At 72.5% G+C, this 20,015-nt stretch carries 21 protein-coding genes and 2 pseudogenes; 10 read left to right on the top strand and 13 right to left on the bottom strand.

Translation table 11 applies throughout. From position 1 onward, the window contains the following. Positions 1-24: 24 nt before the first annotated feature. Positions 25-765, bottom strand: coding sequence for a TetR/AcrR family transcriptional regulator (locus tag ACN27F_RS29690; RefSeq protein ID WP_421438771.1), 741 nt, complete (start codon positions 763-765; stop codon positions 25-27). Positions 766-874: 109 nt separating this feature from the next. Between ACN27F_RS29690 and ACN27F_RS29685 the strand changes: the two genes are divergently transcribed. Together ACN27F_RS29685 and ACN27F_RS29680 are read left to right on the top strand one after the other, a co-directional pair. Continuing rightward, entirely contained in the window at positions 875-1,927 is a 1,053-nt protein-coding gene (locus ACN27F_RS29685) for an EamA family transporter (RefSeq protein ID WP_421438770.1), read from the top strand. A 10-nt stretch (positions 1,928-1,937) separates the two neighbouring features. Beyond that, on the top strand, positions 1,938-2,828 hold the full coding sequence (locus ACN27F_RS29680) for a diacylglycerol/lipid kinase family protein (protein WP_421438769.1): 891 nt from the start codon (positions 1,938-1,940) through the stop codon (positions 2,826-2,828). A 45-nt stretch (positions 2,829-2,873) separates the two neighbouring features. Here ACN27F_RS29680 and ACN27F_RS29675 read toward each other — a convergent pair whose 3' ends face one another. The 5 genes from ACN27F_RS29675 to ACN27F_RS29655 form a co-directional block, all read right to left on the bottom strand. Then, complete coding sequence (locus ACN27F_RS29675; RefSeq protein ID WP_421438768.1) at positions 2,874-3,071, bottom strand: DUF397 domain-containing protein; 198 nt, start codon at positions 3,069-3,071, stop codon at positions 2,874-2,876. Further along, positions 3,068-3,850, bottom strand: coding sequence for a helix-turn-helix domain-containing protein (locus ACN27F_RS29670; RefSeq protein WP_421438767.1), 783 nt, complete (start codon positions 3,848-3,850; stop codon positions 3,068-3,070). The genes ACN27F_RS29675 and ACN27F_RS29670 overlap by 4 nt, the downstream gene beginning before the upstream one ends. Positions 3,851-3,946: 96 nt before the next feature. Continuing rightward, entirely contained in the window at positions 3,947-4,489 is a 543-nt protein-coding gene (locus ACN27F_RS29665) for a GNAT family N-acetyltransferase (protein ID WP_421438766.1), read from the bottom strand. 46 nt (positions 4,490-4,535) lie between these two features. Then, complete coding sequence (locus tag ACN27F_RS29660) at positions 4,536-5,141, bottom strand: hypothetical protein (RefSeq protein ID WP_421438765.1); 606 nt, start codon at positions 5,139-5,141, stop codon at positions 4,536-4,538. Positions 5,142-5,355: 214 nt separating this feature from the next. Further along, positions 5,356-5,838, bottom strand: coding sequence for an NUDIX hydrolase (locus ACN27F_RS29655; protein WP_421438764.1), 483 nt, complete (start codon positions 5,836-5,838; stop codon positions 5,356-5,358). 130 nt (positions 5,839-5,968) lie between these two features. Between ACN27F_RS29655 and ACN27F_RS29650 the strand changes: the two genes are divergently transcribed. The 6 genes from ACN27F_RS29650 to ACN27F_RS29625 all read left to right on the top strand — a co-directional run bounded on the left by ACN27F_RS29650 (position 5,969) and on the right by ACN27F_RS29625 (position 11,487). Then, positions 5,969-6,457, top strand: a complete 489-nt coding sequence (locus ACN27F_RS29650) for a YbaK/EbsC family protein (RefSeq protein WP_421438763.1) — start codon at positions 5,969-5,971, stop codon at positions 6,455-6,457. Further along, complete coding sequence (locus tag ACN27F_RS29645) at positions 6,454-7,242, top strand: monooxygenase (protein ID WP_421438762.1); 789 nt, start codon at positions 6,454-6,456, stop codon at positions 7,240-7,242. Before ACN27F_RS29650 ends, ACN27F_RS29645 begins: the two co-directional genes overlap by 4 nt. Before the next feature lie 13 nt (positions 7,243-7,255). Beyond that, positions 7,256-7,819 (top strand): GNAT family N-acetyltransferase, encoded by a 564-nt coding sequence (locus ACN27F_RS29640; RefSeq protein ID WP_421438761.1) that lies wholly within the window; start codon positions 7,256-7,258, stop codon positions 7,817-7,819. A gap of 23 nt (positions 7,820-7,842) precedes the next feature. Beyond that, a complete protein-coding gene (locus ACN27F_RS29635) occupies positions 7,843-8,682 on the top strand; it encodes a carotenoid biosynthesis protein (RefSeq protein ID WP_421438760.1) in 840 nt (279 codons plus the stop codon). Beyond that, positions 8,679-9,920: a glycosyltransferase gene (locus ACN27F_RS29630; protein ID WP_421438759.1), complete on the top strand. Its 1,242-nt coding sequence runs from the start codon at positions 8,679-8,681 to the stop codon at positions 9,918-9,920. The genes ACN27F_RS29635 and ACN27F_RS29630 overlap by 4 nt, the downstream gene beginning before the upstream one ends. A 64-nt stretch (positions 9,921-9,984) precedes the next feature. Then, positions 9,985-11,487, top strand: coding sequence for a phytoene desaturase family protein (locus tag ACN27F_RS29625; protein ID WP_421438758.1), 1,503 nt, complete (start codon positions 9,985-9,987; stop codon positions 11,485-11,487). A gap of 98 nt (positions 11,488-11,585) precedes the next feature. On the opposite strand, the gene ACN27F_RS29620 is transcribed toward ACN27F_RS29625, so the two are convergent. After that, complete coding sequence (locus tag ACN27F_RS29620) at positions 11,586-12,263, bottom strand: CDP-alcohol phosphatidyltransferase family protein (RefSeq protein WP_421438757.1); 678 nt, start codon at positions 12,261-12,263, stop codon at positions 11,586-11,588. A gap of 35 nt (positions 12,264-12,298) precedes the next feature. Further along, positions 12,299-13,210, bottom strand: a complete 912-nt coding sequence (gene metF / locus ACN27F_RS29615; protein ID WP_421438756.1) for a methylenetetrahydrofolate reductase [NAD(P)H] — start codon at positions 13,208-13,210, stop codon at positions 12,299-12,301. 73 nt (positions 13,211-13,283) lie between these two features. Between metF and ACN27F_RS29610 the strand changes: the two genes are divergently transcribed. Next, the gene (locus ACN27F_RS29610) at positions 13,284-14,369 is read left to right on the top strand and encodes a polyprenyl synthetase family protein (protein WP_421440539.1); all 1,086 of its coding nucleotides are present in this window, start codon (positions 13,284-13,286) and stop codon (positions 14,367-14,369) included. Between the two features lie 100 nt (positions 14,370-14,469). Here the strand turns inward: ACN27F_RS29610 and ACN27F_RS29605 are convergent. From ACN27F_RS29605 to ACN27F_RS29585, 5 genes and pseudogenes are all read right to left on the bottom strand, one after another. Continuing rightward, positions 14,470-14,805 (bottom strand): annotated as a pseudogene (locus ACN27F_RS29605) (hypothetical protein); the annotation flags it as partial. Between the two features lie 147 nt (positions 14,806-14,952). Beyond that, positions 14,953-16,413 (bottom strand): annotated as a pseudogene (locus ACN27F_RS29600) (S8 family peptidase); the annotation flags it as partial. Between the two features lie 132 nt (positions 16,414-16,545). Then, entirely contained in the window at positions 16,546-16,947 is a 402-nt protein-coding gene (locus ACN27F_RS29595) for a lycopene cyclase domain-containing protein (protein WP_421438755.1), read from the bottom strand. After that, entirely contained in the window at positions 16,944-17,342 is a 399-nt protein-coding gene (locus tag ACN27F_RS29590; protein ID WP_421438754.1) for a lycopene cyclase domain-containing protein, read from the bottom strand. Before ACN27F_RS29590 ends, ACN27F_RS29595 begins: the two co-directional genes overlap by 4 nt. Before the next feature lie 5 nt (positions 17,343-17,347). After that, entirely contained in the window at positions 17,348-17,701 is a 354-nt protein-coding gene (locus ACN27F_RS29585; RefSeq protein ID WP_421440537.1) for an Rv2175c family DNA-binding protein, read from the bottom strand. Positions 17,702-17,942: 241 nt separating this feature from the next. Between ACN27F_RS29585 and pknB the strand changes: the two genes are divergently transcribed. Continuing rightward, complete coding sequence (gene pknB, locus ACN27F_RS29580; RefSeq protein WP_421438753.1) at positions 17,943-20,015, top strand: Stk1 family PASTA domain-containing Ser/Thr kinase; 2,073 nt, start codon at positions 17,943-17,945, stop codon at positions 20,013-20,015.

Here is a 20,015-nt window from a genome sequence, read left to right as displayed (position 1 = left end):
GGGTGGGTCATGTGCGGGGGTGGGTCACTGCGTCGGCGGTGCGGCGTCGCCGAACCGCTCGATGCCCCGGCGGGCATCGCTCGCCAGGGCGCTCCGGCCCGATTCGCCGGAAAACATGTCGAGCATGATCGCCCGTACGGCGTTGAGGTTGTCGGGTGTCAGCACATCGACGCCGAGCAGGCGGGTCAGCTGCTGGTGGAACACGAAGACGCCGAGCTTCATGCAGGCGTAGACCGCCGCTGCGGCACGGACGTCCGCCAGGCTGCCGGTTCCGGGCCGGGCACCGGCGTCGGTCATCACCTCCGTCACCGCCGCGACGACGTGGTCGAAGAGCTTGGCGGCGGCCGGTGAGCCGTCGGTGAGTGCCCGGGCCAGGTACTGCACCACGGGCGGGGTGGTGTGATAGAGCACGGCGAGCACGTCCGGGTCGGCGATCCGCCCCGGCGCCCCGGCCCGGCCCGGGGCGCCAGCCCGGTTCGATTCGGCGGCCAGCTCGACGGTGCGGCGCAGTTGGGCGACCACGTACTGGTCGCACGCCGACCGCAGCCCGTCCTTGGTGACGAAGTGATACTGCAGCAGGCTCGGTGACACGCCCGCCGCGCGGGCGACGCCACGCACCGTCGTACCGTCCATGCCCAGCTCGGCGAAGTGGCTGAGCGCGACGTTGCGTAGTTTCTCGCGGGCCGAAAGCTGCGCGTAGCCGGGATCACCGGGCAGGGCGAGCACCTCGTCGGTCACCGGCGCCGCGTCGTTCGTTGTCGCCATGGCGGCAAGTTATGTCCTGTACGCGCGTACAGGCAAGCGCGGTCGGCACGCGTACCGGACAGGTCGCGGGTCAGCTGTTCGCCGGCCCGGCGCGGGTAGCCTCACCGTCGTGACCACGCCCACGGCAACACCCGCTACGACCCCGGCCCGGTGGTCTGACCAGCGGCCGGAGCAGCGGTCCGACCAGCGCCGCCCGGCCCTCGGGCTGGCCCTGGTGGTCGGTGCCAGTGTGCTGTTCGCCGTCAACGGCACCGCCGCCAAGCTGGTGCTCCAGGCCGGGCTGGACGCACCCCGGCTGACCCTGCTGCGCGCCACCGGCGCGTTCGCCGGCCTGCTCGTGATCAGCGTGGTGCTGCGGCCCGGCGTACGCCGGCTGCGGTTGCGTGCGCGCGAACTGCCGCTGCTGGCCGGCTACGGCCTGACCGGATTCTTCCTGGTGCCGATGCTCTACTTCGTGGCCATCGCCCGGCTGCCGGTGGGCATCGCGCTGCTGTTCGAGTACACCGGGCCGCTGATGGTGGCGCTGTGGGTCTGGCTGGTGCAGCGCCAGCGGGTGCGCTCCCGGATCTGGGCCGGCCTGGCGTTGAGCCTCACCGGGCTGGCCGGGGTGGCGCAGGTGTGGGACGGGCTGACCCTGGACGCGCTCGGGCTGGCCGCCGGGCTCGGCGCCGCCGTGCTGCTGGCCGCGTACTACCTGATCGGTGCGCGCGGCGTGCGGGGCCGCGACGCCCTGTCGCTGACCACCTGGGCGTTCGGCGCGTCGGCGGTCGCCGGGCTGCTCACCCGAGGACTCGCCGCCGACCTCGGCGGCTGGGGACCGGTGCTGACCCGTACCGCGTCGGGGGTGCCGGTCGCGTTGCTCTGCGGGTACGTGGTGCTGCTCGGCTCGATCGTGCCGTACCTGATGACCACCGCCGCCCTGCGCCACCTGCCGGCCACCAGTGTCGGCATCATCGCGATGTCCGAGCCGGTGATCGCGGCGACGGTCGCCTGGGTGGTGCTGGGCGCGTCCGAGGCGCTGTCCCCGGCCCAGCTCGCCGGCGGCGCGTTGGTGCTGGCCGGGGTGATTCTCGCCGAGACCGCCCGCGCCGGCTCCCCGGCCCCGCCGGCACCGCGACCGGATCCGGAGCCGGTGGGCGTAGCGGGAACGACAACCGGGTAACAGTCGTCCCATGACTGCCCCCGCGCCGAAGCGTGTCGCTGTCGTCGCCCACCGTAAGAAGACTCTCGGCGGCGGCCTGGACGAACTGCGGGCGGCGATCGCCGCGCACGGCGCCGAGGACCTCATCTGGTACGAGGTGCCGAAGAGCCGCAAGGCGCCGAAGAAGGCTCGCAGGGCCGTCCAGCAGGGCGCCGAACTGGTCTTCGTCTGGGGTGGCGACGGCATGGTGCAGCGCTGCCTGGACGCGCTGGCCGGCCGTGGTGCCACGGTGGCCATCGTCCCGGCCGGCACGGCGAACCTGCTCGCCGGCAACCTCGGCATCCCCGACGATCTCGGCGAGGCGGTGCGGATCGGCTTCGAGGGCGAACGTCGCCGGCTCGACCTGGGCAGGCTCAACGGCGAACACTTCGCGGTGATGGCCGGCGCGGGCTTCGACGGACGGCTGATCCGTGACGCCGACCGCGATCTCAAGGACCGGGCCGGCAAACTGGCGTACGTGTGGACCGGCCTGCGCCACGTGCGCGGTGCCGCACCCCGGGTGCGGATCACCGTCGACGGGACGACCTGGTTCGACGAACCGGCGAGCTGTGTCCTGGTCGGCAACGTCGGCAAGATCACCGGCGGAGTCCACGCCTTCGACGACGCCCAGCCCGACGACGGCTGGCTGGAGGTCGGGGTGGCCACCGCGCAGGGGGCGGTGCAGTGGGCCCGCACGCTGGGCCGGATGGCGGTCGGGCGCTCCGAGCACTCCCCGTTCGTCCGGATGACCCGGGCCCGGCGGATCGGCATCCGGCTGACCGAGCCGATGACGTACGAGTTGGACGGCGGCGCCCGGGGTCGGGCGAAGAAGATGACGGTACGGGTGGTCCCCGCCGCGATCACCGTCTGCGTACCGGCCTGACTCCGTCTGAGGGAGACGGCCTGACGGGCTAGCGGGCTGACGGGCTCAGCGGGTGACGGTCAGCCCGGTCACGAAGGCCGACCAGGCGGCCGGGCCGAAGGCGAGCACTGGGCCGGTGACGTCCTTGCTGTCGCGGACCAGTACCCGGCCAGAGACGTTGTCGGCGACCTCGACACAGGTGTTGCCCCCGTTGCCGGATCGGGTCGAGGTACGCCACCGTGGTGCCACACTCGTACCGCTCATAGTTCCTTCACCAAACCTTCGATCAGTTCACGTGATACTCGCTCGGGAAGCGCCTCGGTCAGCAGGCTGTCCCAGATCCGCACCACCTGCTCCACACCGCTCGGATGGTCCACGGGATGTCCGAAGACCCCGTCCACATGCACCACGTCGTCGCCCTCGGGCAGCGTACCGATGACGAACCCGCCGGACATCCCAGCGTACGCCCCAGCGCTGAACGGCACCACGTACAGCTTGATCCGCCGCTCGTTCATCAGCGCAAGCAGATAGTTGAGCTGCTCGCGCTGTACAACGGTGTCGCCGACGATTCGGCGCAGCGCCCCTTCGTCGACCACGGCGACAAACACCGGTGGCTTTTCCCTAGCGAACAGCCGTTGGCGATCCAACCGCATGGCCACCTGATCCTCGACCCCGTCTGCGGTGTACAGGCCGGTGCCGGTGAAGACCGCGCGCGCGTATTCCTCCGTCTGCAGCAGTCCCGGCACCAGCAACGGCTCGTACGTCCGCAGTTTGACCGCGCGGTCCTCGACCGCTCGCCATGACGCGAACCAGCTCGGCGATTGCTTCTTGTTGATCAGATCCAGCATCTCGGCGAGAAGACCGCCGGTATCCAAGGCTTCGTCAGCACCCGCAGCCAAAGTCATCGTCGGCCGGCGCCGCCCCGTCTCCACCGCCGCGATGGTGGAGGCGCTGTAGTTGATTTTCGGAGCAAGCTGATCCTGCGAGACATCCGCCGCTGCCCTGGCCGCTTTGAAGGCCTTGATCCACATGTCGACATCCACCAGCCGATCCGATCAGGAAAAAAATGATCGAATCAATACTCTGTGGAGCTCTCGGAATAGCACCCTGTCGAACCGACCGAGGTGCGCCCGTCGTGGTCAGTGCGCGCGCGGCGGGGCCTGGATCCGGAAGAGCGCGTGGCGGCGCACCGGGCTGTCGGGCACGTTCGGGTGGTCGAAGTCGCCGTCCGGGTCGCGGGTCATTCCGATCCGCCGCATGACCGCCTGCGAGCGCAGGTTGCCTACGGCGGTCAACGCGACGATCTCCGGCAGGCCGAGGGTGTCGAAGCCGTACGCCAGGCAGACGCGGGCTACCTCGGTCGCGTACCCGTTCCCCCAGGCACCGCGACACAGCCGCCAGCCGACCTCGACCCCGTCGAACGGCATGTTGGCCTCCACCGGGCTCAGGCCGGTCATGCCGATGAACTCACCACTCGCGATCACCTCGACCGCCCACCAGCCCCAGCCCCGCTGATCAAGGCCGGCCTGGCAGCGGGCCATCGTGGCGGCGCTCTGCTCGCGAGTCGCCAGGCCCGGGAAGAACTCCCGCACCTGCGGGTCGGCGTTCATCACCGCCCACGGCTCCAGGTCGGACCCGCGCCAGTGCCGCAGCACCAGCCGCTGCGTGGTCAACTCCGCCATGGCGGCACTGTAGCGCCGGCAGGTGCGGCGAGGTCACCGAGCCCGGTCACCGGCCGGGCAGGAGGATCACCGTACGGCCGCCGCCGACCAGCCCCTCCTGGCAGGAGAAGCCGGTGCCCTGCAGCCAGCGTCCGGTGACCGCCACCGGATAGGTGACCTCCACGGTACGGCCGGCGTCGATGGTCGCCGAGAACCGCATCGGCAGTGGCGCCGCCAACCGGTGCATGATCGTGTCGCAGTCGAAGGTGACCAGCACGTCGATGGAGCCCACTCCCCCAGGCCGTACGCGGGTCTGCCCGCCTGTGTCGGCCACCGCCAGGCCGGGGGACTCCGTGTCGAGGACCCGTACGGTGATCTGCTGCGTTCCGGTGTTGACCACGGTCACCTTGGCGTTCAGTTGCCCATCGGTTGCGCCCCATACCTCGCCGGCGAACGCCACCACCGATCCGGCGGTGGCCGCCGCAGCCCGCTGGTGCTGGTAGTCGTTGAGCAGCCAGCCGCCGAGGCCGCCCACGGCCACGCCGGCCAGCAGTACACCGACCAGCCGGCCCGGTCCGCGAAAGCGTCGGCGCGCCGCGTCGCCAGCCGGTGCCCCGGGCGCTGTCGCACCGGTCGGCCGGTCGAGATCGATGAGCCGCCCCTCCGCCGTCACCGGCCCAGGCTAGTCGCAACCCCGACCCTGTCAGGCAATGGTGTTGCGTGCAGCGGACGGATCGTCACCTTCATCGGCTCGGGGGTGGCTCATATCTGACGTTCGGCTCGTGCCGGAGCGGGCAGGCCTGGGGACGGAGCACAGCGAGCGGGCAGGCCGAAGCGGGGCGGGTAAGCCGGTGCGCGGGGCGGGGGCGGCGGGTGAACGGCCGGGTTCAGTGGCGGAGCAGGCCGCGTACCGGGACCGGGGTGACGTGGCCGCTCGGCGGGCGGGTGCGGTCGAGTTCCAGACCGACGTCGACGATCACCGCCCGGGTCAGCTGCGGCACCTGCGCCATCGGCACCCACTGCGCCAGGTCGGTGGAACCGATGGCCTCCGGTCGCAGCTCGCCGCCGGTGACCCGGACCCGGTAGAAGACGCCCAGGTTGTGCCGCTCCACTCGACCGGGCAGCCGCCGCTGCGTCGGCACCGTACGGGAGTCCACCCCGAGCAGGCACTGCACCTCGACCTGGTATCCGGTCTCCTCGGCCACCTCGCGCACCACCGCGTCCACCGGATCCTCGGCGTGCTCGACCTTGCCGCCCGGCAACGTCCAGTGCCGCCGGGTGCCGCCGGGTGAGACGTACCGGGCGAGCAGCAGCCGCCCCTGATCAGCACAGACCGCGTAGGCGGCCACCCGCAGGCGGTAGGCAGTCATGATCACCCCCGGATCGGAACCGACAGAACTAGCATAAGTGTCAGAAATGGCGGAATACGTCGGACGGCGGCTCAGACCACGTGGGCGGCCGCCCGGCGACGCGATCCGGGCCACAGCCAAGATAGAGGCTATGCAGACACATCCGAACGTGCAGGTGGTGCAGGACGCGCTGGACGCCGCCGGTGCCCGCGACGGCTCCGGCGGCCCCTGCCAGGTGCAGTTGCTGCCGGAAGCGGTGCACACCGCCGTCGCGGCGGCGACCGCGCTCGGCATCGAGGTGGGACAGATCGCCAACTCGCTGATCTTCGACGCGGACGGCGAACCGCTGCTGGTGCTCACCTCGGGCGCGCACCGGGTGGACACCGCCAAGGTCGCCGCCGACATCGGAATCACCGCGCTGCGCCGGGCCACCCCGGAATTCGTCCGGGAGAACACCGGCCAGCCGATCGGTGGGGTCGCGCCGCTCGGCCATCCCAAGCCGGTCCGCACCCTGGTCGATGTGGCCTTGGAGCAGTACCCGCAGATCTGGGCAGCCGGCGGGGTGCCCCGTGCGGTGTTCCCCACCACGTACGCCGAGCTGCTACGGATCACCGCCGGCACCGCCGCCGAGGTGGCGTGAACGGTCCCGATCTGGTCACCCTGCACGTCTGGCGGGTGCCCCGCAGGCGGCTGCCGCGTGCGCTCGGTCGGATGGCGTCCGACCCGCGACGGCTGCGCCGTACACCCGGGGTGCGGTTCGCCAAGCTGCTCGGCACCGGGACCGGCACCGGGTTCGGCCCGACCGACGCCGACCCGACCCGCTGGGCGGCGGTGGTGGTGTGGGCCGACCCGGCAGCCGCGACCGGCTTCGACGCGACACCGGTCGGCCGGGCCTGGCGGCGGATCGCCACCAGCCAGGTCCGCGTCGACCTGTGTCCGCTGCGCAGCCGGGGCCGCTGGTCGGGCGTCGCCCCGTTCGGCGACCCGGCAGTAGACCGGACCGGTGCCGGTGGGCCGACGGGCGGCGACCGGCCGGTGCTCGCGCTGACCCGGGCCCGGCTGCGCGCGACGCGGGCGATCACGTTCTGGCGGGCGGTCCCGCCGGTCGCCGCCGCGCTGGCCGAAGCGCCCGGACTCTGCTGCCGGTTCGGTGTCGGTGAGGCACCGCTCGGCTGGCAGGGCACGGTGAGCGTGTGGCGCAGCGCCACGGACCTCAGCCGCTTCGCGTACCGTCACCCGGAGCACCGGGCGGCAATCACCCGGACTCCGGTTCAACGGTGGTACGCCGAGGAGTTGTTCGCCCGGTTCGAGGTGCTCGACATCGTCGGGGATCGGCAGGTGCTGGGATGGGTTGGGAAGGACGACGGAACATGCGGTGGCGGAGCAGACGGTGGTGGCAGGGCATCGGACGGTGGCGGGGGATGAAGGACGGACGCCGATGAGGCTGGTGCCGTGGCTGCCGGACGATCTGCTCCGACGGCTGGACGACGTGGTGGCCGTGTACGGCGAGGCGATGAACTACCGGGCCGAGCTGCTGGAGATCCGGCGCGGCTACATCGCCACCCACGTCCGCCGCCCCGGGTTCCGGGCGGTCGCCACCCTCACCACCAACGGACAGGTCGCCGGCTTCGGCTACGGCTACCGGTCCGCGCCCGGGCAGTGGTGGCACGACCAGGTACGCAACGCGCTCAGTCGGCCTGCCCGCCAGACCTGGCTCACCGACTGCTTCGAGGTCGTCGAACTGCACGTCCGCCCGCAGGCGCAGGGCCACGGGATCGGCGCGCACCAACTACGATCCCTGCTCGGCATGGCCGACGGAGCGACCACCCTGCTGTCCACTCCGGAGGCCGACGAGCAGCAGTCCCGGGCGTGGCGACTGTACCGGCGGTTCGGCTTCGTCGACGTGCTGCGGGAGTTTCACTTTCCCGGTGACGATCGGGCGTTCGCCATTCTCGGTCGTACCCTGCCGTTGCCGCCTGCGGACGCGGCCGCCCAGCCGTGACCGACCGGCCGGCCCACCGGTCCATGCGACGCCGCCTGCCGTGGGCGTTGCTGGTGCTGCTGGTGCTGGCCCAGATCGGCTACCCGCTGACGACGGGCTCCGTGCGCGCCGGGCTGACCATGGCCACCGTCGCGGTCGGCTTCGTCCTGTCGGTGACCCACGCGCTGCTCAGCCGGGGGCAGCGGCCGGCCGCCGTGCTCGTCGCGGTGACCACCGGCGGTGGGCTGGCCGTCGAGGCGTGCGGGGTGGCGACCGGGTTCCCGTTCGGCGGGTACGACTACGCCGGCACCCTCGGGCCGAAGCTGCTTGGCGTGCCGCTGGTGATCCCGCTGGCCTGGACGTGGATGGCGTGGCCGGCGTGGCTGGTCGCGGTCCGGTTGACCGGCGCGGTCCCGAGCGGCGTCCGGATCGCGGCCCGGGTCCTTCTCGCCGGGCTGGCGCTGGCGTGCTGGGATCTGTTCCTCGATCCGCAGATGGTCGCCGACGGGCACTGGATCTGGCAGGACACCGTCCCGGTGCTGCCCGGGGTGCCCGGCGTCCCGGTCGGCAACTACCTGGGCTGGCTGGGTGTGGCGGTGGTGATGATGGCGACACTGCAGTTGGCCGCCGGTCCGGCGATCCGCCGACCCGTGCACCGATCGGCACGTGGCCCGGGCCCGGACGACGCCCCGATGTACGCGCTGTACCTGTGGACGTACCTGGCGAGTGTGCTCGTGCACGGAGTGTTTCTCGGGTTGGGTGCCTCGGCCGGCTGGGGTGCGCTCGGTATGGGGCTGGTCGCGGTCCCGCTGACGGTCACACTGCTGCGCGGGCACCGTCGCGGGCGGCAGCCAGGACCGCGACACGGTCGGGAGGCTGGATGAGTGGGTGGGTGGTGGCCGCCGGCGTCGCATGGGCGATCGTCGCCGCGCTCGCCGGGCTGACCGGGTTGACGCTGGTCAACGCCACCCGCTGGCTACGCCGGCCGGTGCCGCCGGGCCCGGTCGCCGAGCGGGTGGCGATCCTGCTGCCGCTGCGTGACGAAGCCACCCGGGTGGCGCCCTGCCTGCGGGCGCTACGCGCCCAGCGGCTGCTGGTCGACTGGGAGATCGTCGTACTCGACGACGGGTCGACCGACGACACCGCCGCCGTGGTCCGCGCGACCGCCGACGGCGATCCACGGGTGCGGCTGCTCACCGGGGCGTCGCTGCCGGCCGGCTGGCTCGGCAAGCCACACGCCTGCCAGCAACTCGCCGACGCCGCCGCCGGTGCGGGCGGCAGCGCCGGTGCCCGCGCCGACCCGTCGGGCGTACTCGTGTTCGTCGACGCCGACGTGGTCCTCACCCCGGACGCGGTCGCCGCCGCCGTGCACACCCTGCGGTCGGTGCCGGCACAGCTGCTCACCCCGTACCCGCGGATCGTCACCGGGTCGGCCGCCGAACGGTTGGTGCAGCCGCTGCTGCAGTGGACCTGGCTGACGTTCCTGCCGCTACGGGCGATGGAACGCTCACCGCGTACCTCGCTGGCCGCTGCGGGCGGGCAGTTCCTGCTGGTCGACCGGGCGGCGTACCGGCGGGCCGGTGGCCACGCCGGAGTCCGTGACCAGGTGCTGGAGGACGTGGCGCTGGCCCGCGCGGTCAAGCGGTCCGGCGGGCGGATCGCGCTGGCCGACGGGTCCCGGCTCGCCGACTGCCGGATGTACGGCTCGTGGCGGGAGCTGTCCGCCGGCTACACGAAGTCGCTGTGGGCGTCGTTGCCGTCGCCGGCCGGTGCGGGCGCCGTGATCGGCGGTCTGCTGGCGCTGTACGTGCTGCCGCCGCTGCTCGCCACCACCGGGCTGGTCGCGTTGGCCGGGTCGGCCACCGGTGTGGCAGCGGCTGTGGCACCGGCTGTGGCACCGGTCGGACCGGGCGCGGCGCTGGCCGCCGGTGGATTCGCCGGTTATCTCCTCGGCGTGTCGGGCCGGGTGGTCAGTGCCCGGGTGACCGGCGGCCGGGCCTGGCCGGACGGATTGGCACACCCGGTGTCGGTCACGCTGCTCGGCTGGCTCGTGATCCGGTCTTACTATCTGCGCAAGCGGCGGCGCCTGGCCTGGCGCGGTCGCCCGGTGGCCGCGCCCTGAGACCGGTCCCACCCGCAGTCCTGCGCCCAGCGAGCGTGCGTGCGCCCAGCGAGGAGGAATGCCGATGAGCCGGGTCGTGGTGATCGGCGCCGGAGTGGGCGGACTGGCGGCGGCGATCCGCCTGGCGGCCGGCGGGCACGACGTCACCGTCGTCGAACGCGCCGACACGGTCGGCGGCAAGCTGGCCCGCTGGACCCGGCAGACCGACGCCGGCGAATTCACCTTCGACACCGGGCCGAGTCTGCTGACCCTGCCGCAGGTGTTCGCCGACCTGTTCGACGCCACCGGCGAGCCGCTGGAGAAGGTGCTCGATCTGGTGCGGCTGGATCCGGTGGTGCGGCACGTTTTCCCGGCGCCCGGCGGCGCGACGATCCGGCTGGACTCCTGCGCCGACCAGTCGTTGTTCACCGACCGGATCGCCACCGCGTTCGGCACCGGTGCCGCCGAGGACTGGCGGCGGGTGTGGCGGCGGGCGGAGCGCATCTGGCACGCGTCCTGGCGCGACGTGCTGCGCCAAGAGGCCGGCTCGCCGCTGGCGATGGCCAGGCTGGCGTACCGGGTCGGCGACCTGGCGGCGGTCGCTCCCGGTCGGACCCTGCGCGGGGTGCTGCGCCGCGAGGTGCGTGACCGGCGGCTGCGGACCCTGCTGGAGCGCTACGCCACCTACACCGGCGCCGACCCACGCCGCGCGCCGGCCGCGTTGCTGGCCGTGCCGTACGCCGAGCTGGCCTTCGGCGGCTGGTACGTGCGCGGCGGGCTGGGCGCGCTCGCCGACGCCCTGCTGTCGCGTTGCCTCGACCTCGGGGTGGTGGTGCGCACCAGTTCGACGGCGACCGCGATCGACGCGGCCGGCGGTCGGGTGCACGGGGTACGGGTCGCCGGGGAGACCCGGCCGGTGCCGGCCGACGTGGTGGTCGCCAACGTGGACGCGGCGCGCGTCTACCGGGAGCTGTTGCCCGACGCCCGCCGGCTGGCCCGGCTCGCCGACCGCAGCCTCGGTGGGTTCGTGCTGCTGCTCGGCGTACGCGGCACCACTGCGCAACTGGCGCACCACACGGTCTTCTTCCCCGCCGACTACGACGCCGAGTTCGATGCCGTGTTCGGCGACCCGGGCCGAGGTCGGCCGGCCCGCCCGGCGAGCGACCCGACGGTCTTCGTCACCGTCGCCGACGACCCGGCGGTGCGCCCGGACGGCCACGAGGCGTGGTTCGTGCTGGTCAACGCGGCCCGGCAGGACCGGTCGCTGGCCGGGGTGGACTGGCGCCGGCCCGGGTTGGCCGACGCGTACGCCGATCACGTACTGCAGGTGCTGGCCCGGCGCGGAGTGGACGTGCGGGACCGGGTGCTGTTGCGCGAGGTGCGCACCCCGGCCGACCTGGCCGCCGCGACCGGTGCCCCCGGCGGGGCGATCCACGGTACGGCGGGCCGGCTGCTGCGGCCGGCCAACCAGGGTCCGGCGGCCGGGTTGTTCCTGGTCGGCGGCTCGGTGCATCCCGGCGGCGGGTTGCCGATGGTGGCCCTGTCCGCGCAGGTCGTCGCCGAGCGGATCGGCCGTGCCGACAGCTGAGCCGGGTCGCGCGGCGACCGGTCAGCCGAAGGTCCTGCGGACCTGGTCAGCCGAAGGTCCTGCGGACCTGGTCAGCCGAAGGTCCTGCGGACACCTGGTCAGTCGAGGGTCCTGCGGACCGCAGTCAGCAGTTGGCTCAGGCCGAACAGGCCGAGCAGCACCCAACCGGCGGTGACCACGGTGAGCACCCCGGCGGCCAGGTCCGGTTGGATCAGCCCGGCGGCCCCGGCCAGCAGCAGCCCGACCAGGGCGGCGCTGACCCGGGTGGGTCGCTCCCCCAGGGTCACCGCACCGATCTCCCGCATGCCGGCCGCCGCCGCCCGGGCCCGGATGTACTCGTGCAGCCAGGACAGCGCGCCGGCGGTGGCGACCAGCGGGCCGGGTGCGCCGGCCAGCCAGAACCCGGCCAGCCAGAACGCCTCTCCGGCGCGGTCGGCGACCGAGTCGTACACGTAGCCGAGTCGGCTGGTCCGGCCGGTGACCACCGCGAGCGCGCCGTCGACGGTGTCGGCGACCGCGGCCAGCAGCACCAGCAGCGCACCGACCAGCAGCCCGTGCCCGCCACGGGTGGCGGCCACCGGCACGCCGAGGCAGATCAGCACGCCGGCGACGGTGACCGTGTTCGGGCCGACCCGGGCCCGGCCCAGCAGGTCGGCGAGCCAATGGGCGGTCCGCAGCCAGTAACGCACCACCGGGGTCGCGGTACGCGGATCGAAGCCGCCGTGCAGCCGTGCCCAGGTGACGGCGTAGTCCTGCCAGTTGAGCCGGGTCTCCACGGAATGCTCAACCGTGCCGTCTGAACGCGGGCGGTTCACACCCGGGTGCCGACGTTGAGCCACACCTCGCGGGTGGCGGTCGAGCGGTTCATGGTGATGAAGTGGATGCCGGGCACGCCCTCGTCGAGCAGCCGGGTGCAGAGCTGGTTGGCCTGCTCGATGCCGAGCTGACGGACCGCCGCCTCGTCGTCGGCGACCCGGGCGAACTGGGCGGCCAGCGCCGACGGGAACGGCGCGCCGGAGAGCTGCTCGGAACGTTCGATGGTGGCCAGCTTCGTCACCGGCATCACCCCGGGCAGGATCGGGGTGTCGCCACCGGCGGCGGCGACCCGGTCCCGCAGCCGCAGGTAGTCCTCGGCGTCGAAGACCATCTGGGTGATCGCGAAGTCGGCTCCGGCCCGGCATTTGCGGATGAAGTACTCGGTGTCGCTGGCGATGTCCGGCGATCGCGGATGCTTGTACGGGAAGGCGGCGACCCCGACACTGAAGTCGCCGGCCGTGCGGATCAGCCGGACGAGGTCCTCGGCGTACCGGACTCCGTGGGGGTGCGCGATCCATTCCCCGGTCGGGTCGCCGGGCGGGTCGCCGCGCACCGCGAGCACGTTGCGCACCCCCGCGCCGGCCAGCCGGCCGATGACGTTGCGCAGTTCGGCGACCGAGTGGTTGACCGCGGTGAGGTGCGCCATCGGCAGCAGGGTGGTCTCGGTGGCGATCCGTTCGGTGACGTCGACGGTGGTGTCGCGGGTGGTGCCGCCCGCGCCATAGGTGATCGACACGAACGACGGTCGCAGCGGCTCCAGCTCGCGGATCGCCTGCCACAGCAGCCGGTCCCCGGCCGGCGTCTTCGGCGGGAAGAACTCGAACGAGAAGGTCGGCGCGCCGTCGCGGATCAGCTCGCCGATCGACGGCTGTGAACCGGGAAGGACGGACGGAAGACCGAGAGCCACGTCGTCGACTGTACCGGGTGGGGTCGCACGGTCGCAGCGGGCGAGCCGATAGCGTCTAGGGGTGGCAGAAAGCATCGCCGTGCCCCCGGCCGTACCGCCGACCGACCGGGCCGACCTGCGGCGTCGGATCGATCAGGTGCTGGCCGGTTTCCTCCGGCAGCGGCGGCGCTGGCTGCTGGCGGTCGACGACGAGGCGCTGCGCCCGGTCGCCGCCGCGCTGGAGGCGTTCGTGCTCGGCGGCGGCAAGCGGTTGCGCCCGGCCTTCGGCTACTGGGGATACCGCGGCGGCGGCGGCGCCGACTCGCCGGCCGTGGTGTCGGCGCTCGCCGCGCTGGAGCTGGTGCAGGCCAGCGCCCTGATCCACGACGACCTGATGGACGGCTCGGACACCCGCCGGGGTGAGCCGTCCATCCACCGCCGATTCGCCGGCCAGCACCGGCGCAACGGGTGGCGCGGTGCGCCGGACGGCTTCGGCGCCGCCGCCGCGGTGCTGCTCGGTGACCTGTGCCTGGTCTGGTCGGACGAGTTGCTGCACGATGCCGGGCTGGACGCCGGGGCGCTGCGCCGGGCCCGGCCGGTGTTCGACGAGATGCGCACCGAGGTGACCGTCGGGCAGTTCCTGGACGTGCACGCCCAGTACGCCGGGGACACCTCGGTCGAGCGGGCCAGCCAGGTGGCCCGGTACAAGTCGGCGAAGTACACCGTCGAGCGTCCGCTGCTGCTCGGTGCCGCGCTGGCCGGCGCGCCGCAGTCGATCTCCGTCGGCTATTCCGGGTACGGGCTGGCGCTGGGCGAGGCGTTCCAACTGCGCGACGACGTACTCGGGGTGTTCGGCGACCCGGCGCGCACCGGCAAACCGGCCGGCGACGACCTGCGGGAGGGCAAGCGCACCTACCTGGTGGCGTCGGCGTACCGGGCGACCGGCGACACCGGGCGGGCGCTGCTCGACGCCCGGCTCGGTGACCCGACGCTGGATGAGACCGGAATTGACCAGGTGCGGGAGGTCATCGTGGCCAGCGGCGCGCTGGCCGCCACCGAGGCCAGGATCGCCGACCTGACCGAGCGGGCACTGGCCGCGCTGGTACCGGTGGACATCGAGCCCGAGGCCCGGCAGGTGCTGCGGGACCTGGCGGTGGCCGCGACGACCCGGGCCGGCTGACCCGTCGCCGACGCCGTACCGCCGCTGACCGTGGCCGATGATGGTGCCCGCCCGCCGCCCGTGAGTACGCCGGCGGACGGGCACCATCTCGCCGACCGGGTCAGCTCAGCCGATAGCTGTTCGCGAAATTGCTCGGGCTGCAGACGTTGAGCTGGTTGCGTACCTGGTCGTAGCTAAAGCCGGACGGCACCGTACAGGCCCAGAGCCCGACCACCGGCACCCGGATCCGGTAACTGTTCGCGAAATTGCTCGGGCTACACACGTTCAGCTGGTTCGACACCTGATCGTAGGTGAACCCGGACGGAACCGTACAGGTGTAGATGTTGTCCCGTGGCGCACGAATGCGATAACTGTTCGCGAAATTGCTCGGGCTACACACGTTCAGCTGATTGGACACCTGATCGTAGGTGAACCCGGACGGAACCGTACAGGTGTAGATGTTGTCCTGCGGCAGCCGCAGCCGGTAGCTGTTGGCGAAATTGCCGGGGCTGCAGACGTTGAGCTGCCGGACCACCTGGTCGTAGGTGTACCCGGCCGGCACCGAGCAGGCGTACGTGCCGTCCAGGTTCTGGGTGACCGTCCAGCTGAACGAGGCCGTGGCGGTGCGGCTGGCGGCGTCCCGGGCGGTCACCGTCACGGAGTAGGTGTTGACGGTGCTCGGTGCGCCGGAGATGAGCCCGGTCGAGGCGTTGATCGACAGGCCGGCCGGCAGGCCGGTGGCCGACCAGGTGTACGGCGCGGTGCCACCCGAGGCGGTCATCTGCAGGCTGGTCGCGGTCCCCCGCGAGGTGCTCTGGCTGCCGGGATTGTTCACGTACGGGGTGCCGGGCGTGCCGCCGCCGGTGTTGACGAACAGCAGCCTGTTCGGCGAGCCGCTCCCCGGACTGGTGATCTTGTTCGGGGTGGCGTTGCTGACCATGGTGCTCGCCACCTGGGCCGGGGTCAGGCCGGGGTTGGCGCCCAGGATCAACGCCGCTCCCCCGGCGACGTGCGGCGCCGCCATCGAGGTGCCGCTGATGGTGTTCGTGGCGGTGTTGCTGGTGCTCCAGGCCGAGGTGATGCTGACACCCGGGGCGAAGATGTCGGTGCAGCTGCCGTAGTTGGAGAAGGACGCACGCGCGTCGTTGCTGCCGCTGGCGTTGACGGTGATCGCCTCGGCGACCCGGGCCGGGGTGAAGTTGCACGCGTTGGAGCTGGAGTTGCCGGAGGCGATCGCGTAGACGACGCCGTCGGCGATCGACCGGCGCACCGCGCTCTCCAGGGAGCTGTTGCTGCCCGAGCCGCCCAGGCTCATGTTGGCCACGGCCGGGCCGGAGGTGTGGTGGCTGGTCACCCAGTCGACCCCGGCCGCCACCGCGGCGAACGAGCCGCTGCCCGCACAGTCGAGCACCTTCACCGCGATCAGCCGGACCGACTTGGCGACCCCGTACGAGGTGCCGCCGACGGTGCCGGCGACGTGCGTGCCGTGCCCGTTGCAGTCCGAGTTGCTGCCGCCCACGGTGTTGGTCCCCCACACCGCACGGCCGCCGAAGTCGTTGTGCGAGGTGCGGATGCCGGTGTCGATGATGTACGCGGTGACGTTCGGCGCCGCGTTCGGATAGGTGTAGGCGTTGTCCAGCGGCAGGTTCCGCTGGTCGATCCGGTTCAGCCCCCAGGACGGCGGGTTGGTCTGGGTGGCGGTGGTCCGCACCTCGGCGTTCTGCTCGACGTACGCGACGTCCGGGTGCGCGGCCAGGCGGCGGGCGATCCGCTCGCTGAACCGGCCGGCGAAGCCACGCAGCGCGTGCCGGTAGGTGTGCTCGACCCGGGCGCCGTACCGGGCGGCCAATGTGCTGGTGAGGTCGTCGACCCGTCGGGCGGACGCGTCGCGGTCCGCGAAGACGACGATGTAGCTGTCCTTGATGGCGGTCGGGTTACCCGTGCCCAGGATCTCTCCCGCGGCCTGCGCGGGTGATGCGGAGATCGTGGTGAATGCGAGCAGTGTCGCTATGGCCGTGCCGATCGCGGCGAGCCGCCCGGCGCGAACCTGGTGAGCCTTTCCCATGGCAGATGGTTCTCCCTCAGGCAAGACAAGACGGGGTCAGGTAGGTTCGCGCGACCGTGCCTCGAACATTATGCGACCGGGTCACCGAAATCAATGATCAGAAGAGCATATACTTTGGCTGTTTTAAATGAATCAGGGCTTATTGGATTTTGTCTTTCGCGGGCCGCCGCCGTCGGGCCGGGATCCCCGACGCAGCCGGGTGAGCAGCCGGTCCCCGGTGCCGGCGGCCGGGGTCGGCTGCACGCCACGGCGACCGAGCCACACCCAGATGGACAGGGTGGACAGCACCAACGCGAACCCGAACAGCAGGTCCTCGGCCGGCGCGTGGGCGATCCGCAGCCCGACGATCGCAGCCGGGTCGTAGCGGACGATGTCACGCCCGGTCAGGATGCCGTTGGACAGCAGTTGGAAGGTCACGATGATCGGATACGTGGCCCAGAAGACCGCCCGGCCGACCAGCCGGGTCCGCAGGACCAGCAGGTCGACCAGGACGGCGGCGGCCACGCCGAGCACCGCCGCGAGGGTGTAGCTCACCGGGCGTCCCGGACCGGGGCCGGCACGCCCCCGGCCGGCTCGTCGCCGGCGGACCAGCGGCCGTCCGGCCGTCGCGGCTGCCCGGGCGGGGTACGGACCGCGCGGACCGCTTCGAAGCCCAACACGGTGCAGATCGGCACCACCACGAAGAACAGCAGTTCGTCCAGGGGCAGCCGGCCCGGCAGCAGGATCCCGGTGGTCTGCGCCGGATCGAAGTCCCAGTGCCCGGCGGCGATCGCCGCGGCGTCCCAGGCGGCGAAGACGACCACCACCGGCACCAGCGTGAGCAGCAGCCGCCGCCAGCGCCGCAGGACGTTGACCCGCAGCACCGGTTCCAGCCAGATCGCCGCCAGCAGACAGCCGGTCAGTACCGCCAAATAGGTCAGCCGCCCCACCGGCGTCAGAACCCCTCGGCCTGGGCTCGCCGCTTGACTTCCCGGGCGCGGTCACCGCCGAGTGCCGCCGCCGGCGTACCGGGCAGCGTGTCGTCGGCGCGGTACAGCCAGCGCAGGGTCTCCTCGTCGGAGAAGCCGGCGTCGTGCAGCAGGGTGAGGATGCCGGGCAGGTGCCTGCGGACGGTGCGGTTGGCGATCAGCTCGGCCGGCACCCGGCGGACCCCGTCACGACGCAGGGCGAGCAGTTCGCGGTCGCGGACCATCTGGTGGACCTTGCTGATCGTCACGTCGAGCCGCTCGGCGACCTCCGGCAGGGTGAGCCAGTGCGCCGGTTCGCCGGCGGCAGCGGCGGCGTCCAGCGCGGTCGGTACGGCTGACGCGCTCGGTGCGGTCGGCGTGGCGGAAGCAGAATCGGTCACCTCACCACCCTGCCACGCACCGGCCGCGCCCAACCACGGACCTGCCCAACCACGGACCCACCCAGCCCGCTCGCGGCGGTCACCAGGGGTGACCGGCGCAGGTAACGGTTTGGTCCGGTTCGGTGGACCCGGGATGATCGGTGTTCTACCCTCACCCCCCGGACGCATAGACTGCCTGCCGATGGACACACAGGTCGCCGACTCGCTGCTGGGCTCGTTGATTGACGGGCGGTACCGGATCCGTGCCCGGGTGGCACGGGGTGGCATGGCGACCGTGTACACCGCGACCGACGAACGGCTCGAACGTACCGTCGCTCTGAAGATCATCCATCCGGGGCAGGCCCGCGAGGCCGGCGGCGGTCCGGCGGATTTCCTCGGCCGTTTCGCCGACGAGGCCAAGACCATCGCCCGGCTCACCCACCCGAACGTGGTCGCCGTCTACGACCAGGGCATCCACGACGGGCTGCCGTACCTGGTGATGGAATACGTCCGGGGCCGGACGCTGCGCGAGGTCATGGACGACCGGCGTCGGCTCAACCCGGGCGAGGCGCTGGCGATCCTGGAGCAGATGCTGGCGGCCATCGGCGCCGCGCACCGGGCCGGCCTGGTGCACCGTGACGTCAAGCCGGAGAACGTGCTGGTCGCCGAGGCCCCCAGCGGCGGGGCCGGAAACCTGATCGACAGCGTGGTCAAGGTCGCCGACTTCGGCCTGGCCCAGGCCGTGGCGGCCAGTGCGGACCAGGCCGGTCAGCTGATGGCCACCGTCGCGTACGTGGCGCCCGAGCTGGTCACCGAGGGGCGGGCCGACCCGCGCACCGATGTCTACGCGGCCGGCATCGTGCTGTTCGAGATGCTCACCGGTCGGGTGCCCTACGACGGCGACCAGCCGGCCGAGGTGGCCTGGCAGCACGTCGACCAGGACGTACCACCACCGTCGGCCTCGGTGCCGGGCATTCCCGCGATGGTCGACGACCTGGTCGTCCGGGCTACCCGGCGGGACCCGACGCAGCGGCCGACCGACGCCGGCGCGTTGCTGACCGACGTGCAAGGGGTGCGCGACGACCTCGGTAACGCCAGCGCCAACACGGCCGTCCTGCGGCAGGTCGCCCAGCCGACCATGCAGGTGTCTGCGGTGTCCGCGGCCGAACGCCCGTCCTGGGCGCGGCTGCCCGAGCCGAAGGACCGTCGGGACCGGTCGGCACCGCGACGTCGACCGGCGTCGAGCACCGTGGTGCGGTCCGCCGCGGCCGGCGGACCCGCCGTGGTGTACGGCGGCGCGGGCACCGACGGCGAGCGTGGGCCGGGCCGGCGGCGCAGCGCGACGAACAGGTCACGCCCGGCCGGTGCCGGCACCGCCGGGCTGCGGGAGCGGCTGGCCGGGGACCCGCGGACCCGTACCGCGGTGCTCGCCGGCGGCCTGGTGCTGCTCCTGCTGCTGACGATCGGCGGCTGGTGGTTCGGCGCCGGCCGCTACACGATCGCCCCGGGCCTGGTCAGTCTCACCGGTGCCGACGCGCAGTCGCTGGCCGCCCAGGACGGCTTCACGGTGCGGTTCGCGCAGCCACGGCACGACGAGGAGGTCGCCCGCGACGTCGTGTTGGCGCAGGATCCCCCGGCGAACGGCCGGATCGTGCGCGGTGGCGAGATCGTGCTGACCCTCTCCCTCGGGCCGGAGCGCTACCAGGTGCCCGACGTGGTCGGCAAGACGCTCGACCTGGCCCAGATCGACCTGGACAAGGCGCAGCTCGTCTTGGAGCAGGCACCCGACCGCTACGACGACAACCTGCCGGCCGGAGTGGTGGTCGCGGTCGAGCCACCGGTCGGTAGCGAGGTCAAGCCCGGCGACGTGGTGACGGTGACGGTCAGCAAGGGCCGGGCACCGATCACCGTACCGAGCGTGGTCGGCCTCAACGTCGAGGAGGCCCGGCGCGTCCTGCAGGATCTCGGCCTGGAGCCGCTGGTCGCCAACGAGGAGTCGGACAAGCCCAAGGACCAGGTGATCGACCAGGACCCGCCGGACGGCGCGGGTGTGGAGCAGGGCGCGGAGATCAAGCTCAAGGTGAGCGAAGGACCGCCGGAGGTCGTGGTGCCCCGGGTGATCGACCTGCCCTGCCAGGAAGCGGCGACCCAGCTGCAGAGCCAGGGTTTCGGGGTCCGCATCGACTTCAACCCCAACGGCTCCGTCCGCTACCAGAACCCCGGCGAGAACTCCCAGGTCCCGCCCGGCACCGAGATCGTGATCGGCTGCTTCTGA

Origin of the sequence: Solwaraspora sp. WMMB335 (assembly GCF_049179075.1) — a bacterium.
Lineage (GTDB): Bacteria > Actinomycetota > Actinomycetes > Mycobacteriales > Micromonosporaceae > Micromonospora_E.
The sequence above is the reverse complement of the archived record's forward strand: the minus strand, read 5'-3'. Positions and strand labels throughout refer to the sequence as shown.